The 14,298-nt window shown below is 57.0% G+C and carries 17 protein-coding genes; 16 read left to right on the top strand and 1 reads right to left on the bottom strand.

What is annotated here, in order from left to right; all coding sequences use genetic code 11:
- The first annotated feature begins 1,169 nt into the window (after positions 1-1,169).
- From ACKVMH_RS10115 to ACKVMH_RS10050, 14 genes are all read left to right on the top strand, one after another.
- A complete protein-coding gene (locus tag ACKVMH_RS10115) occupies positions 1,170-1,718 on the top strand; it encodes a hypothetical protein (RefSeq protein WP_412700188.1) in 549 nt (182 codons plus the stop codon).
- A gap of 107 nt (positions 1,719-1,825) precedes the next feature.
- Positions 1,826-2,269: a hypothetical protein gene (locus ACKVMH_RS10110; RefSeq protein WP_412700187.1), complete on the top strand. Its 444-nt coding sequence runs from the start codon at positions 1,826-1,828 to the stop codon at positions 2,267-2,269.
- A 60-nt stretch (positions 2,270-2,329) separates the two neighbouring features.
- A complete protein-coding gene (locus tag ACKVMH_RS10105) occupies positions 2,330-2,689 on the top strand; it encodes a hypothetical protein (RefSeq protein ID WP_412700186.1) in 360 nt (119 codons plus the stop codon).
- A 68-nt stretch (positions 2,690-2,757) separates the two neighbouring features.
- The gene (locus ACKVMH_RS10100; protein WP_215219765.1) at positions 2,758-3,129 is read left to right on the top strand and encodes a hypothetical protein; all 372 of its coding nucleotides are present in this window, start codon (positions 2,758-2,760) and stop codon (positions 3,127-3,129) included.
- A gap of 74 nt (positions 3,130-3,203) precedes the next feature.
- Positions 3,204-3,788, top strand: coding sequence for a hypothetical protein (locus ACKVMH_RS10095; RefSeq protein WP_412700185.1), 585 nt, complete (start codon positions 3,204-3,206; stop codon positions 3,786-3,788).
- Between the two features lie 441 nt (positions 3,789-4,229).
- The gene (locus ACKVMH_RS10090; protein WP_412700184.1) at positions 4,230-4,598 is read left to right on the top strand and encodes a hypothetical protein; all 369 of its coding nucleotides are present in this window, start codon (positions 4,230-4,232) and stop codon (positions 4,596-4,598) included.
- Positions 4,599-6,474: 1,876 nt separating this feature from the next.
- Complete coding sequence (locus ACKVMH_RS10085) at positions 6,475-6,906, top strand: WapI family immunity protein (protein WP_412700183.1); 432 nt, start codon at positions 6,475-6,477, stop codon at positions 6,904-6,906.
- Positions 6,907-6,963: 57 nt separating this feature from the next.
- Entirely contained in the window at positions 6,964-7,302 is a 339-nt protein-coding gene (locus ACKVMH_RS10080) for a hypothetical protein (RefSeq protein WP_412700182.1), read from the top strand.
- A 989-nt stretch (positions 7,303-8,291) separates the two neighbouring features.
- On the top strand, positions 8,292-8,576 hold the full coding sequence (locus tag ACKVMH_RS10075) for a hypothetical protein (protein WP_412700181.1): 285 nt from the start codon (positions 8,292-8,294) through the stop codon (positions 8,574-8,576).
- A gap of 82 nt (positions 8,577-8,658) precedes the next feature.
- Entirely contained in the window at positions 8,659-9,120 is a 462-nt protein-coding gene (locus ACKVMH_RS10070; RefSeq protein WP_412700180.1) for a hypothetical protein, read from the top strand.
- Positions 9,121-9,251: 131 nt separating this feature from the next.
- On the top strand, positions 9,252-9,626 hold the full coding sequence (locus ACKVMH_RS10065; protein WP_412700179.1) for a nuclear transport factor 2 family protein: 375 nt from the start codon (positions 9,252-9,254) through the stop codon (positions 9,624-9,626).
- 402 nt (positions 9,627-10,028) lie between these two features.
- Positions 10,029-10,721, top strand: coding sequence for a nuclear transport factor 2 family protein (locus tag ACKVMH_RS10060; RefSeq protein ID WP_412700178.1), 693 nt, complete (start codon positions 10,029-10,031; stop codon positions 10,719-10,721).
- A gap of 80 nt (positions 10,722-10,801) precedes the next feature.
- On the top strand, positions 10,802-11,224 hold the full coding sequence (locus ACKVMH_RS10055; RefSeq protein WP_412700177.1) for a hypothetical protein: 423 nt from the start codon (positions 10,802-10,804) through the stop codon (positions 11,222-11,224).
- A 19-nt stretch (positions 11,225-11,243) separates the two neighbouring features.
- Positions 11,244-11,573, top strand: coding sequence for an energy transducer TonB (locus ACKVMH_RS10050; protein WP_412700176.1), 330 nt, complete (start codon positions 11,244-11,246; stop codon positions 11,571-11,573).
- A gap of 525 nt (positions 11,574-12,098) precedes the next feature.
- Here ACKVMH_RS10050 and ACKVMH_RS10045 read toward each other — a convergent pair.
- The gene (locus ACKVMH_RS10045) at positions 12,099-12,494 is read right to left on the bottom strand and encodes a hypothetical protein (protein ID WP_412700175.1); all 396 of its coding nucleotides are present in this window, start codon (positions 12,492-12,494) and stop codon (positions 12,099-12,101) included.
- 112 nt (positions 12,495-12,606) lie between these two features.
- Here ACKVMH_RS10045 and ACKVMH_RS10040 point away from each other — a divergent pair, with 112 nt between their 5' ends.
- Together ACKVMH_RS10040 and ACKVMH_RS10035 are read left to right on the top strand one after the other, a co-directional pair.
- On the top strand, positions 12,607-12,882 hold the full coding sequence (locus tag ACKVMH_RS10040; RefSeq protein WP_412700174.1) for a hypothetical protein: 276 nt from the start codon (positions 12,607-12,609) through the stop codon (positions 12,880-12,882).
- A 585-nt stretch (positions 12,883-13,467) separates the two neighbouring features.
- Positions 13,468-13,983 carry a DUF6988 family protein gene (locus tag ACKVMH_RS10035; protein ID WP_412700173.1) on the top strand — a complete coding sequence of 172 codons (516 nt, stop codon included), beginning with the start codon at positions 13,468-13,470 and terminating at the stop codon, positions 13,981-13,983.
- Positions 13,984-14,298 lie beyond the last annotated feature (315 nt).

Genomic DNA, 14,298 nt, shown 5'->3' with positions numbered 1-14,298 from the left:
ACGCAACACACCCGGGGCCTAACAATTCGTTCAAGCCGAACTTGCTTCGTTACACCAAAGCCATGGCCAAAAAGCTTGCCATGGCTTTGGCTCCACTACGCAAGTCGGCTTAACTCAGGCGTTAGGCCTCTCAAGACACATGCCAGTGTTTCCGTCAGAACCAGAGCTCATCGCTGCCCTCGATCGCAGCGATGAGCTCGTGCGCCTTTGTGCTTCTGGGCAGCTCTCGTTCTCTGACTTCTGCGGCAGTTACGACAACTTCTTCTGGTCGTACGCCTTGGACGGCCATGAGGCTGGCCCAGCCGGTGAGGCGGTGCTCGCCAAGTACTCCCAGCGCATTGCTCCGCACCGGTCAGTGGCGGAGGACATCCTCGCCAAGGTCTGCTCTGACACGGACGCAGCGACTGAGGCCTACCGCAGTTCGGGTCGCTTTGGTTCCGCGGAGGCCGTCGCAAAGCTTAAGCTAGTGGCAGTGGGCCTTCCGGGTGGAGAGGCCTAACAATTCGTTCAAGCCGAACTTGCTTCGCTACACCAACAAGATGGCAGAAAAAGCTTGCCATCTTGTTGGCTCCGCTACGCAAGTCGGCTTAACTCAGGCGTTAGAGCCCAGACCATGCATCTTCCCTACATTACTATCCTAATTTCGCTGGCAATCAGCAGTTCTGCGATAGCCGCAAGTCCGTGTGAAGAGCAAGCTCAGAGTGTTCACGAACTGAGCGTCTGCGCCGACTCAGAGGCCAATAAGACCCGCATTGCTCGGTTCCAAGCAGCAATGGCCCTGGTCAAGCCTGGCGGCCGTCGCGCAATACTCGATTTTGCTGCCGCTCAGAACGCTTGGCATCGCGCAGTTGAAAGAACCTGCGATTCCCCGCAACGGGAAGAAATGCGAACTTGCTGGTACGCGCTCAACGAGTCGCGCATCCAATCCCTTCAGCGCTTCATAGAAAGCTTGGAGCCCAAACAGCAACCCGCTGGGCTCTAACAATTCGTTCNATCCAATCCCTTCAGCGCTTCATAGAAAGCTTGGAGCCCAAACAGCAACCCGCTGGGCTCTAACAATTCGTTCAAGCCGAACCTGCTTCGTTACAGCAACGGCGTGGCAAGCTTTTTTTGCCACGTCGTTGCTGTAACGAAGCAGGTCGGCTTAACTCAGGCGTTAGGCGTCACACATGCTCCGTCGCGGAATACTGCTTCTACTCGCACTCGCAACCGTGTCGTGCTCTGGCGGCCGCGTAGCCGTCACGCTAGACCACACGTCCATCCGCGTCATCGATCACGCCACCCTTTTCCCAGAATCGCCCGACCCGCATCCCGATCGCCCGTCGCGCCAAGTGCTGCAGCTCAACATCTCGAGCCAGACCGATTTGCTCAAATACTTCGGAGATCGGCACACCCAGTTGCAGGTTCGCTGCTCAGTGGATGGAAACACGAATGGAAGGGCATACAACGGCTTCGCTATCGGACCGATTCCAGAGGGCAAGGGGGCAATACCTCATCGTTACACCATCTATTCGTTCATTGGCCTAGAAGCAGACGAAGCTCAATACGAGAACGGAAAACCTGCATCAACCTTGAATCTCAAGGCTGATCGCTTCCAGGCGCTAAAGTGTCACCTGATTGGCGTGCAGAAGGCACCTGTGCCATTTCCAAGGTCAAATGACTTCGTAGTGTCAGCCAGCACCTTTCATGAACTATTGCGCGGGGCGTCAAAGCGGTGACGCCTAACAAATCATTCAAGCCGACGCCGCTTCGCGGCGCGGCTTAATTCAAGCGTTAGGGGGCAAATGTGACACCACGGTGGCCAACTAAAAAAACGACACTCGTCTTGGCACTTGTCGCTGCGGCGACCGCTTGTGCCGCAGATGTGAAGTCAAAGTTGCCCAGTTCACTAACAGCGCTGGAAAAGTGTGCCGTGCTATTTGAGACCCCATCCGGCGAGATAAAGCAGGCATTTCTGCCATCTCTTCAGGTCTTGTCGTTAGCTCCAGACGCCACGTTCTCATTGCCGCCAGATGCACCGCCCAATGTCAAAGCAGTTCAATGTGGGCGCCACTCTCTTGGACCAAGCCAACACGACTATAAGGTGCTCGCTGCGGGCTATCCCTTCAACATAGTCGCGGACCAGCGTGTCGGTGTGCTGGAAATCGTGAAAGGCCAATTGCGCTTCCGCATGCTTGACGGTGAAATGAACGAAAGCGAGATTGAACATGTTCAAGCATTCCTCAATGAGAGCCAACCACTGTTCAACGATGCAGCGGCTGCCCCCTAACAATTCATTCAAGCCGAAGCCGCTTCGCGGCTCGGCTTAATTCAGGCGTTAGGCGCTCACATGACTCTATCTCTGGGCCTAGTTCTTATCGCGCTATCTGGACCTGTTACAGGTGCGGACATTGCGGAGCGGGTGCAACCTGACCTCGACACGTTCGTGTTCTGCCTACTCGACAAGTCCGTTGAGCAACTTCCATCAGGCAACGAGTCCGCGGTTATTGCCCGGCTGGCGGCGGAGAAGTGCTTGACTGAGTTGAAGAGCCTGGAAGAGGCGGTCGCCTCGCAGTACCGTGAAATCAACAAGAGTGTTTGGCCGGCCGGTTTGGCTGAGCAGACAGCGCGGGAGAACCGCGACGAGTACCGTAGACTCGCCATCGCGGCTGCGGTAGGGGTCATCGATGAGCGGCGTGGCTCTCCATAGCGCGCTTAACAAGTCATTCAAGCCGATGCCGCTTCGCGGCACGGCTTAATTCTGGTGTTAGGCGCTTGGTGAAACATTCCTTGCTCTCGCTATTCGAAACGCCCGGCACGCTGCGAGAACCAGCTCTCGAGGAGGAGCGGGCCGCACGTGGCTGGTCGGTCGAGCGCATGTGCAACGAACTGGCAGTGCTCATCGCCAAGAGCTACATGGCCGAGGAGCTCACCTTTGAAGTCGCGGACACCGCCATGAACTGGCTGTGGCCTTACTCCTTCAAGGCCGGCACAGCGTACTTGCCCGAACCGTGCAACGAGATCTATCTGGCATTTGATGCGGGTGAGTGGAAAAGCGCCTCGGACCCGGCTGAGCTAGATCCCGAGGCGGCGTACACTCGGCCAATGCTGGAAAAGCTGCTGGCGCAAGATCACGGCTCAAGCGCCTAACAATTCGTCCAAGCCGACGCCGCTTCGCGGCGCGGCTTAACTCAGGTGTTAGCTGTGATGGAATTTTCGCCGCAATGAAGAAATCCATACAGACCCTCATCGGCTTAGTGCTAGTGGTCGCCGCGGGTTACGGTGTCTTTGTAGCGCTTCGTGCGTCCTTTCAAGTGCTGACCAACCTCAGCTCTGACATCGCAGTTGCAATAATTGCAGCGTCTGCCACTGCATTCGTTTCTGTAGTTTCGATTGTGCTCGGAAAGATCTACGAGTCGCGCATCGCCATACAGAAGGAGCTCAGAGAGCGACGGGTACCTGCTTACGAGGGGCTGCTAAACTTTCTCTTCCGCGTATTCATGGGAGCGAAAATCGGCAAAGCCCCAACGGAGAAGGAGCTTGTCAAATTTTTGGTCGAGTACAACCATCAAATGATGGTGTGGGGCTCGGACGCTGTTCTCTCCGAATGGTCCACTTGGCGAAAGCTACTTCAAGAAAGCTCAAACACTGAGGGTGCCGACTTTGTGCCCGCCATGTACCAGTACGAGAAACTGATACTTGCTGTGCGCAAGGACCTGGGCCACAAGAACGTGGGCATAGAACCTGGCGACATCCTCGGCTTGTTTGTCAATGATTTGGATAAGCACAGAAAACCGGATCACAGCTAACAATTCGTTCAAGCCGAACCTGCTTCGCTACACCAGCAACATGGCAGGTAAAGCTTGCCATGTTGCCGGCTACGCTACGCAGGTCGGCTTAACTCAGGTGTTATACGGTACTGCTCAAACAGTTCTGCGGCTTGTTTCTTCGGCCGTATTTCCGCGGCGTGATGGGTCGGCTCCGGCCCGAGTTCCTTCGGGCAGCAGTCGCGTCACTGGTAGCGCATCGCTTCGGCAAGTCAGCAACGTGGAGTCCATCGCGCAATCGTTCTCGGGGACTTCGGTTGCGGTACGCTCCAGACGTTCTCGGTAGAGCCACGGTCACCGCGGCTGGTAATGTTTCGGGGAGTGCGGGCTCTCGGGTGCGTGGCTGCGGCAACGTCTGCAGCATCCCGGGCAGCACCGCATAACAATTCGTTCAAGCCGAACTTGCTTCGTTACACCAAAGCCATGGCAGAAAAAGCTTGCCATGGCTTTGGCTTCACTACGCAAGTCGGCTTAACTCAGGCGTTAGGCGCCATGTCGAAAACCTCCGCTACCTGGGCAGTCATCGGCATAACGGTCGCCAATCTTGCTTTGGTGGGGTTGAGCTCCATCTTCGCCGTGTACGGTGACGGCTCGCCGGGAGCTGCACCGCTGGTGTTAGGTGTTGGAGCCGCATGGGTTCTGGGCTTCGCCTGTCGAGGGGCTGCCCTGGTCAATCGGGGCGAGTATCGTGCTGCTGCCGGGGCCGCAGCAAAAGCGCTGCCGTACGCATTCGCCACTCTTGTTTTGGGTGGATCCCTTGTACTGCTCGTCGCCATCACCTTCGGTTGGTAGTCGCGCTGCACCTAACAGGTCATTCAAGCCGAACCCACTTCGTCCCATTTGCAGGCATAGTCGCTGCTGGGGCATCAGTTCCACTCCCGGCTCACGCGCTGTGGGTCGGCTTAATTCCGGTGTTAGGTGGCCATGGACCAGCTCAGCGAGTTTGAACGAACCGCAATCGCCGCATTGGCCGCTGACGATTCGCAAGGAGATGCAATTCTGGCCCAGCTCGACCGCTGCACATGCCAGTCACGCGACTACACAGGCGTGGGCCTCTATTCCGAGCTAGCTGTCGCGCCTGGTGCGCCTCCACTTGATGCAACTCGCTCCAGGGCAGCGGAGGCGTCCGCCGTTTATGCAGAACACCCACAAATTCCAGCCAGCGTAGGCCTGATTCTTTGGCTCAAGGACGGCTACATTAGCTGTCTTGAGGCGTACACGTATGAAGGTAGTTGGCCGCAAGACGAATCGCTCTTCCGGCTGGCCACCTAACAATTCATTCAAGCCGATGCCGCTTCGCGGCACGGCTTAATTCTGGTGTTAGGTGCCATGTGGAAGGCCGTCGCGATCTTGCTCTTGGCTCTCGGGTTGCTCAGCGCGTGTGCCGAGGAGCGTTCGCCTTCCACCACACAGGCCGCTGGCTCGGCCATTGTGCCGCCGCCTCCCGATTTGTCTTTCCTCGCCACCCTCGACGGAACCTGCCAGGTGGCTTCTCTGCCCTCCGTCCAGTTAACTGCCGCCGAGGCTTGCTGGGTGGAGGCGCTCGTCGCGGAGTGCAGCCCTGCAAGTGATTGCCTTGCCCGTTGCCTCACCTCGGGTCAAGGGCGCCTAATAGGTGGTGGCTGTTGGCATGCGTGCTCGTTCCCCACCCAGCATTTCGCCGGGTGGCGTGAGCCCGCAGCAGCGGAGCGGTGCCGGGCCCTCGGGCGCGTCAATGGCTCCTAACAGTTCGTCCAAGCCGACGCCGCTTCGCGGCGCGGCTTAACTCAGGTGTTAGGCCTCGCTACAACCATGCGAAACCGCTCAATTGTCCTTGGATGCATTCTGGCGGCGCTTGCTCCTGGCGTCTGCCTTGTTGCGTACGCGCTTCTAGCCGGCGGCAATAGCGGCAGCGTTGCCAGCCTCATAGGCGGCACGCTCATAGTCTTGTCAATTTCATTCGTGGTCGCGGCTGTGCCAACACTTCTGCTGGGTGTTCCCTACATCCTGTGGCTTCGCTCGCGCAACGCCATAAGTTGGCCCAGCATCTGCTTGGGCTCAATCTTGGTTGGAGCCCTCGCAATGGCCGCCCTCACTTGGGCCATAACATGGAGCAATCCTGTTCCTGGCCCGTCGGCGTACCTCATGGGCGCGGCGTTGGGGCTGGCTGGCGGCCTTGCCTTTTGCATCGGGGCGAGGCCTAACAATTCGTTCAAGCCGAAACCACTTCGTTCCGCCAAAGGCATGGCATAGAAAGCCTGCCATGCCTTTGCCTCCACTACGCGGTTCGGCTTAACTCAAGTGTTAGGCTATGAAAATCACAAACATAAGGCGCCGAGTAGACTTTTCAGCGGTAGCTTGGCTCTTGGTTGTCACTGCGCTGGCTTCCACGGCTATTTATGTTGCTTGGCTCAAGTTTGGCGCATCGCCTACGCTGCGCCGAACCGGCTTGGCACCCGCTTGGTCGTCGACCGGCGGAGAAGTCGCCAGTGCGATTGTGATCATCGCTTTACCCCTGATCGTGTGGCTCTGTCACAGGGCAATTTTCAGCAAGCTCCGGCTACGAAGGCAACCCTAACTATTCGTTCAAGCCGAACCCGCTTCGTTCCACCAACGACATGGCAGGTAAAGCTTGCCATGTCGTCGGCTCCACTACCCGGGTCGGCTTAACTCAGGTGTTAGGCGCTATATGAAATCTTTCGCAATCGGAAGCAGTGAAGATGAGACGGTCTCGCTTACCGTGCTCAACTACATGCAGCCTCTGGCAGGCAATTTCTACGACGATAACTGGCTGCTTTGCCAGGTTGCAATTCGGGCTGGCGCGTTTAGGGGTACATTCCAAGCTAATTTCTTGACCTCTGAGTTAGATGGGCTCCGGCAAGGACTTGAAAATCTGCACAAGGAACTACGCGGTGACTGCGTCTTCGAGCCCATGGAAGGCCAGCTTGTTCTTCGTGCAGCGTGCGACAGCCTTGGCTACATTCACATTGCCGGCAAGGCCATGGACCAAGCAGGTATCGGCCATAGCCTTAGCTTCAAGCTGTCCGTGGACCAAACGTACATGGCAGAGACCCTGCGCGAGCTGTCTAGTGTGGTGCGGACGTTCCCGGTACGCGCCTAACAATTCATTCAAGCCGACACCGCTTCGCGGCGCGGCTTAATTCAGGTGTTAGGCCTCATGGCTGCTCTGTCGAAGCCCAAAGTTCTTGCCTTGCTTTACATCGTCATGGTCACGCTGTCTTGCGTGTTTGCGTTCTTGGCAATCCCTGAGTTCAACTATTGGGCGCTAGGCACCGTCCCAGCGCTGGCCTTCGCCTTGCGGCTTCTGCGGCAGCGGCAGAACCGCATGCTTCTTGTAGCGAGCTACGCCTTGCTTGGCATAGGCGGGCTGGCCGTCGGGCACTTCTATCTTGGCAGTACAGGCGCCGAGGGCCGTATCGTCATGTTCTTGGTCGCTGTACCAGTCATTGGCCTCACCTTGGCTCGCATAGGCGTAGTTGAGCTAGGTAAGGCCTAACAATTCGTCCAAGCCGACGCCGCTTCGCGGCGCGGCTTAACTCAGGTGTTAGGCGGCAATGCAAGCAGACTCGTCGCTCGAAGATCTCTTGACTGCGATTGCCCATGAGCGGGACCTGGCTCTGGCTCACGACACTCACTACGACGCGGGCAACTGGGAGTTGAGTTGGTGGCATGGGCGCGCTCGGCACGCCATAGACGTACAGCCTTACCCAGAAGGCCGTCTTGACGTATCAAGCGTCGTCACCAGCTACCCGTTACTCCCGCGGCTTTTGGCATGGGCGGGTCGCGCCGTCCCACTTTTCCCTTTCCAGGGTCGGGTACAGCGCAAGCTTCTAGGCCAGCTCCAATGGCCCTGTCCGCCAACCCTATTGCGGCAATTGCTAGATCAGGGGTTGCCGCCTAACAATTCATTCAAGCCGAAGCCGCTTCGCGGCTCGGCTTAATTCTGGTGTTAGGCCTCAGCACATGGACTTCTTGCGACTGATAGTTCAGTGGTTGCTTTCGCTGCCCGGAGCCATGCTCGTCCTGGCATCGGTTTTGCTGGCTACTGCTGCAATCCGGCTCAGCCCCAGCCGAGCCACTGGGCGCTTCCTGCTTGTGCCGGTGGCATTGTTGCTTGCGTTCACCGTCTGGAGCGCCGTAGGTTCGTCTGGCCTCCGCTCTGCACTGGCGGGTGTGCTTTGGGGTCTTAGCGTTCTCGGGCTATATGCGCTCGTCCTTAGCCCGCTAGTTGCTAAGGCAAAGTCTCCGCGGGCCATCGTTACAGTCTCAGTGGTCCTGCTGGCAGTCCAGTTACCATTCTCGCTTTTTGCCGGTCTCTTCTTCGCGTGCTACATCGGGCATGATTGTCCGTAGGGGTAGAGGCCTAACAATTCGTTCAAGCCGAACTTGCTTCGCTCCACCAACAACATGGCAGGAAAAGCTTGCCATGTTGTTGGCTCCGCTACGCAAGTCGGCTTAACTCAGGCGTTAGGCCGCACAAGACACATGGCAACAACTGACCCAATGATGATCAGCTGCGGAGAACACGGTGAGCGAATCTCCACCGTTGTTTGTAAGCACATGCTTCAGGGGCAACCCGTTCCCGCAGGCTTCGTTGAGAACAGCAGCGATCCGAATGACCTCCAGGCATGGTGCTACCTGTGCGAGGACAAGTTCCAGCTAGAGGGGGACATGACGGATGCGTTTATAGAGTTCAATGGCATGGCTATCGTCTGCATCGTCTGCTATGCCGACGCCAAAGCTCGCCATACAATTCCAGCGGGGAAGTAGCCATGCAGCCGGGCGTGCGGCCTAACAATTCATTCAAGCCGATGCCGCTTCGCGGCACGGCTTAATTCCGGCGTTAGGCGGCATGGAAAGTGAGCTGCACTTGTGGAAGCAGACGGGCGTCATATCGCTCTGGAGATACACCGAGTTCCGGAAGAACTTCGGTGGCTGGCACCTGTCGGCAGACGATGCAGGGATCCAGTCGTTACTGCAGCTGCTAAACGTGCTCCAGTCCGCACCTGAGTCGCATCGAACGGTCGCTATCACTCCGCCTTCAATGCAGTTGCTCAAAGTTCCCAACTTTCAGCAAGGTCGCGCCAAGTGGGTCGCTCCAGCAAAGCTTCAATTGCGGGTATCCTCGGCGCCGGAAACGTGGGAGTTCCCGGAAGACCTTGATCCCGCTCAGTTCACAGTCGGGGCCTCGTACCTACCCGCCCTCAGTCGCGCCTTGGAAGGCATTCCCCGCGGTGAGGGGGACTTCTCCATTGGCAGCAAAAAGCGCGGCAAGTTGCGTCTTTGCTTCTGGTGGTGGCTAGATGCCGCCTAACAATTCGTTCAAGCCGAACCTGCTTCGCTCCACCAACAACATGGCGGAAGAGCTTGCCATGTTGTCGGCTCCGCTACGCAGGTCGGCTTAACTCCGGCGTTAGGCGTGGCTGTAGACATTCGGAGATCGTGATGAGTCAAGAACAGGAACTCTGGCGTCTTGAGGAGCAATTTTGGGTCGGTGACGCAGCTTTCTATGAGCGCACTCTCGCACCTGAATCTTTTATGGTGCTTCCAGCGCCGGCCGGGGTGCTTGAGCCCGCAGCGACCATAGAGTCAATTCGGTCGGCTTCACGTTGGCAGAACGTCTCATTCATTCAAAAACACTATGCGGCATCAACTGCAGACATTGTCGTGCTCGCATATGTCGTGCAGGCAGATCGTGGGAGTGGAAACTCGGCCTATGCTGCGCAGTGCAGCTCCACGTATGTTCGTATAGGCGGTAATTGGCGGCTTGCGTTGCACCATCAAACACCGGCGGGCCAGGCCAACGAGGGCCGCGCCTAACAATTCGTTCAAGCCGAACTTGCTTCGTTACACCAAAGCCATAGCAGAAAAAGCTTGCCATGGCTTTGGCTCCACTACGCAAGTCGGCTTAACTCAGGCGTTAGGCGGCACAGAACCATGGTCGCGACTTGATGCATCAGACAACTAGGCTCAGTTGGGGTCGTATTGCAGCCATCGTTTGCGTCATTGCCGCAGCAGGTTTAGCTGTGCACGCATATGTGCGGAACAGCCCAGGCCAGCCAGATCCTGTCGTTCCCGCTGCAGCTCCACCTACCAGTTCTGCTCTAACCGCATCAATGTCGCTGCTCCCTCCCGACGTGCGAGGGGCACTCATGTCGCTTTGCAGCCACTGCAACTTCGCTGACTCGGGTGCGCCTTGGAATGCTACTGACGTAATGGCTAATGATCTTCCACAACGTCGCCTGGTCAGAACTGAAAGGCATGGGTCTACTTGGCTGGTGCAATACGAGCACGGCGGCATTGCCAAGCACAGTCACACAGCGGTCTTCTCACTTAAGCCCAGCATCCATCTTGTTCAAGGCAGCTCCTGCAGGCCACCGGAGAAATGTGAGTGGTAAGGTGCCGCCTAACAATTCGTTCAAGCCGAACCTGCTTCGCTCCACCAACAACATGGCAGAAAAAGCTTGCCATGTTGCCGGCTCCGCTACGCAGGTCGGCTTAACTCAGGTGTTAGGTGTGCATGGAGAGGTCATGAACAACTCAAGCATGAAAGACCTTATTGACCGCTACTTGGTCGCTTACAACTCCTTCGACGTTGATGGCATGCTGTCGCTTCTTTCCCAAGATGTTCGCTTCGAGAACTACTCTGGTGGTCAACTCACAGCGGCCACAAGCGGCATTGACGAGCTAAGGCAACTCGCAGAGCAGTCCAAGTCTTTGTTCTCTGAGCGTGAGCAGCGCATCACAGGCTTGGAGTTCAGCCATGACTTTGCCGCTGCAACCATCGCCTACCGGGGAAAGCTGGCCGCAGACATTCCCAACGGCCCGCTAGCCGGCACAGTCCTTGATCTGCAAGGCAAGTCGGAGTTTTCATTCGGCAATGGGCAAATCACAAAGATTGTTGACCGTAGCTGAGTGCACACCTAACAATTCATTCAAGCCGACGCCGCTTCGCGGCGCGGCTTAATTCAGGGTGTTAGGCCGCAGGGGAAGGTATGAGGCGCATCTCGCAGGTCGTTCTCTACTTGCCAATTCTGTATGGCTACTGGCACGTTCATTCGCGGCTCGCGCTATGGGTGCAATGGCTGCCGGACTTGTTTTCCTCGCGACCGTTCCAGCTGACCGGCCTTCTCGTGGGTTCCGCTCTCTGCGGGTTACTGGCAGGTGTCGCTTTTGTTGCTCCGGTTGCACTGCTCTATCGCCAGTACGCCATTCTTGCAGCAGCTACCATTTCGCTTATCGGCGCCGCTTTCGACTTCTATCTTATGTCGGTGCCATCCTCTAGGCCGTTCACACTGGCAGCTTTGGCCATAGACTTGGTCGTGTTTGCGGCTGCACTCCCGGCTGCAGTACTGCTCCTTCGCCGGCTGCGGCCTAACAATTCATTCAAGCCGACACCGCTTCGCGGCGCGGCTTAATTCTGGCGTTAGGCGGCACATGAGAACTTCCCTTTTACTTGTAGTTCTCACGCTGATTGCTGTGTCAGCGTGCGCCAGCCAAGCCACTCCGTGCGCGGCGCTTGATCCGACTCTGATCCATTGCCCCACTCCGCAGGCACCGCGCGTAACGGAGCTCAAGGACGGGCAGGTTGTCGTGCAACTCACGGTCCGTCCGGATGGCTCAGTTGCTGACGCACATGTGGTCTCCTCGTCTGGCCACACTGCCTGGAAAGACACCGTGCTTGGCACTGTCCAACATTGGCGTTACAAGCCTTCCGGACATGGCGCCACAAAGGTTGTACCGTTTGACTTCACTGTAGGTGGCTGAGCCGCCTAACAATTCGTTCAAGCCGAACTTGCTCCGCTACGCCAAACACATGGCAGAAAGAGCTTGCCATGTGTTTGGCTCCACTACGCAGGTCGGCTTAACTCAGGCGTTAGGCCGCTATGACGCTCTCTCCGCTATCAATTCTGGTGTTGTTGGCAACTGTGCTCGCTGCATGCCAGCAATCGAACCTACCGAGCGATGATGAGTCAATCAAGATTTCGCGAACTGTCTTTGGAGCTTCCGGCAAGGCGCAGTGCCGGGATGAGAGACTGGTTCGTGTCCGGCGGTCGGATTCGCACGTCGAGACATTCTGGGAATGCCAAGGGGACCTGGAGCTTCTGGAAGTGGTCGTCGTGATTGACGGCCATGGAGTTGTTGAGATACTTCGCACCAACAAGGGCAAGTAACGTGGAGCCGCGGCCTAACAATGCGTTCAAGCCGAAACCGCTTCGTTCCGCAAACCACATGGCAGGTACAGCTTGCCATGTGGCTCGCTCCACTACGCGGTTCGGCTTAACTTAGGTGTTAGAGCGCACTGTGAAGTTTTTCCACCGCCCGCTGATTTACATCCAAGTCCACCCGGACCACTTCACTGCGAGGGTCGTGGGGGAAGGCCGCACCATCCGCCGAGGCTGCCACGCGCTTGACAATCGCCGCGGTGAGCTGAAGGATTTTTCTCGCGTCAAGGAAACTCTTCGGTCCATGATCAAGGAACTTGCGCCAAGCTTCTCGCTTCGGCGCCCGGTTGGGCTCATGCATTTCATTCCAGCGCACTACGTCCCTACCCAGACTGAGCTTGAGCGTTTCAAAAAGACCGCAGAACGAGCAGGCTTCTCGTTCTGTTGGCTTTCCACGTGGGAAACCGGGCACACTGACGAAGAGCTCAAAAAGGTGCAGAGTGCGCTCTAACAATTCATTCAAGCCGAACTTGCTTCGTTACATCAAAAGCGTGGCAGAAAAGCTTGCCACGCTTTTGCCTCCACTACGCAAGTCGGCTTAATTCAGGTGTTAGGCCGCTATGGCAGAACCCAGCATGTTTAAGAAAAATCCCGAGCACTCTCAGGCACTGGCATCGCTCACTCCCGGACAACGCGCTGCCTTTATTGCCTCAGGCATCGGGGCAATCTTTCCAGTCCTGTTCTTGGCAGTCATCCAGCCCGTGTACTGGCTTGCGGCCTTCCAATTCGCTTGCCTGGCAGTACTCTCATACATCCGCTGGCAGGCGCCGGCATTTCGCGGCAGCCTGATCGTTTTCATTCTTGCTTTACTCGCATGTATCGTAGCCATCATGGCCGGGTTCGCGGCCTAACAATTCGTTCAACCCGAACCCGCTTCGTTCCACCAACAACATGGCAGATAGAGCTTGCCATGTTGTTGGCTCCACTACGCGGGTCGGGTTAACTCAGGCGTTAGGCGGTACTGCTGAAAGTCTTTCGGCGTTCGCTTCTTCGGCTAGCCGCGTCGGCTCGTGTCGTGCGGCGCGCGCTCGGCCTTCATCGGCTCCGGTCGGTCTCCCTGGGCAACTTGCCGGGCCATCGGGCTACACCGCTTCGGCCGCGCGGCTCAATCATTGCGGAGCCATCTTCGGCGGCATGTCGCCCTGCGGGTTCCGGGTAAAGCGCCGGTCGGCCTGGGCTGCTACTGTTTCGGCTGGTGGCGGGTTGGCCAAGCTGGCGCTGGGGAGTTCAGCCAGCTGGTGGAGCAGCACCGCCTAACAAGTCATTCAAGCCGAACGCCACAAGTGGCGTCGGCTTGATTCCGGCGTTAGGCCCCAATGATCGATCACGAGATATTCCCAAGATCTGAACTTCTGCTCCAGAACCTCATCGCGGTGATTGATAGACCGGCGTACGATAATTCAGCTCGGATAGCTGTGTCGGGGAACCTTTGCCAGATGTCCATCGAGCACTCTGCCGCCTTTCGTAGCCTGGCAGAGAACAGAATGTTCGCTAGCAGCTTCGTTGTGCTTCGCGCACAGTTCGAGACAACCCTGCGCGCGGTTTGGGCGCTTTACGCCGCCACGGACAACCATATTTCCCGTATCTCTGCACGACTTGCCGAGGACACCGAGCAGTCCGCGAAAAATCTTCCTCAAGTTCACGATATGCTCGCGTCAATCGCAGGGATTCCTCATGCGAAGGTGCCCTATGATGCGCTGTCGGAGTTCAAGGGCAGTGCCTGGCGGGCACTCAATTCCTATACACATGGCGGCATCCATCCGCTGAGTCGCATGGCAGACGGCTATCCCTTTGAGCTCATTATCGCCAACGTAAAGATCAGCAATGCACTGGCAATCGTTGCCGCAATGCAGTTCTGTGTTCTCACGGGGATCAATGGGCTACAAAAGCAGCTTCTTCCGCTCAACGAGCGCTTTCATGACTGCCTTCCGTCTCATCGGGTTGGGGCCTAACAATGCGTTCAAGTCGAAGCCGCTTCGTTCCGCAAAGCACATGGCAGGTACAGCTTGCCATGTGCTTGGCTCCACTACGCGTCTCGGCTTAACTTAGGTGTTAGGCCTTTGGAGCGCTTGATGGATGAAAGTACGCGCGCACTGTCAAAGCTAAGTCTGCTCACGCTTCTGGAAATCGGCGGGCTGCCGTTTTGTTGTTCTGTTGGTACGTTGGGAGTTCGCGCTCTTGGCTTTTGCCGCATTCGTTGCAGCTCTTTTACATCCAAGAGTTCAAAGCGCCTTGCGCTTTAGACCGTACTTGACGTATTTGATCTG

The sequence above is a fragment of the Lysobacter zhanggongensis genome (assembly GCF_046638635.1).
Taxonomy (GTDB): domain Bacteria; phylum Pseudomonadota; class Gammaproteobacteria; order Xanthomonadales; family Xanthomonadaceae; genus Novilysobacter; species Novilysobacter luteus.
This window is presented reverse-complemented; position numbering and strand designations above follow the sequence as displayed.

Bases quoted from the DNA above. Each gene is read 5' to 3' on its own strand.
- ACKVMH_RS10090 (WP_412700184.1), top strand. From the start codon at position 4,230: ATGGCAGAAAAAGCTTGCCATGGCTTTGGCTTCACTACGCAAGTCGGC.
- ACKVMH_RS10105 (WP_412700186.1), top strand. From the start codon at position 2,330: ATGACTCTATCTCTGGGCCTAGTTCTTATCGCGCTATCTGGACCTGTT.
- ACKVMH_RS10060 (WP_412700178.1), top strand. From the start codon at position 10,029: ATGATCTTCCACAACGTCGCCTGGTCAGAACTGAAAGGCATGGGTCTA.
- ACKVMH_RS10070 (WP_412700180.1), top strand. From the start codon at position 8,659: ATGGAAAGTGAGCTGCACTTGTGGAAGCAGACGGGCGTCATATCGCTC.
- ACKVMH_RS10085 (WP_412700183.1), top strand. From the start codon at position 6,475: ATGAAATCTTTCGCAATCGGAAGCAGTGAAGATGAGACGGTCTCGCTT.
- ACKVMH_RS10035 (WP_412700173.1), top strand. From the start codon at position 13,468: ATGTCCATCGAGCACTCTGCCGCCTTTCGTAGCCTGGCAGAGAACAGA.
- ACKVMH_RS10050 (WP_412700176.1), top strand. From the start codon at position 11,244: ATGAGAACTTCCCTTTTACTTGTAGTTCTCACGCTGATTGCTGTGTCA.
- ACKVMH_RS10115 (WP_412700188.1), top strand. From the start codon at position 1,170: ATGCTCCGTCGCGGAATACTGCTTCTACTCGCACTCGCAACCGTGTCG.
- ACKVMH_RS10095 (WP_412700185.1), top strand. From the start codon at position 3,204: ATGAAGAAATCCATACAGACCCTCATCGGCTTAGTGCTAGTGGTCGCC.
- ACKVMH_RS10040 (WP_412700174.1), top strand. From the start codon at position 12,607: ATGTTTAAGAAAAATCCCGAGCACTCTCAGGCACTGGCATCGCTCACT.
- ACKVMH_RS10065 (WP_412700179.1), top strand. From the start codon at position 9,252: ATGAGTCAAGAACAGGAACTCTGGCGTCTTGAGGAGCAATTTTGGGTC.
- ACKVMH_RS10075 (WP_412700181.1), top strand. From the start codon at position 8,292: ATGGCAACAACTGACCCAATGATGATCAGCTGCGGAGAACACGGTGAG.
- ACKVMH_RS10055 (WP_412700177.1), top strand. From the start codon at position 10,802: ATGAGGCGCATCTCGCAGGTCGTTCTCTACTTGCCAATTCTGTATGGC.
- ACKVMH_RS10080 (WP_412700182.1), top strand. From the start codon at position 6,964: ATGGCTGCTCTGTCGAAGCCCAAAGTTCTTGCCTTGCTTTACATCGTC.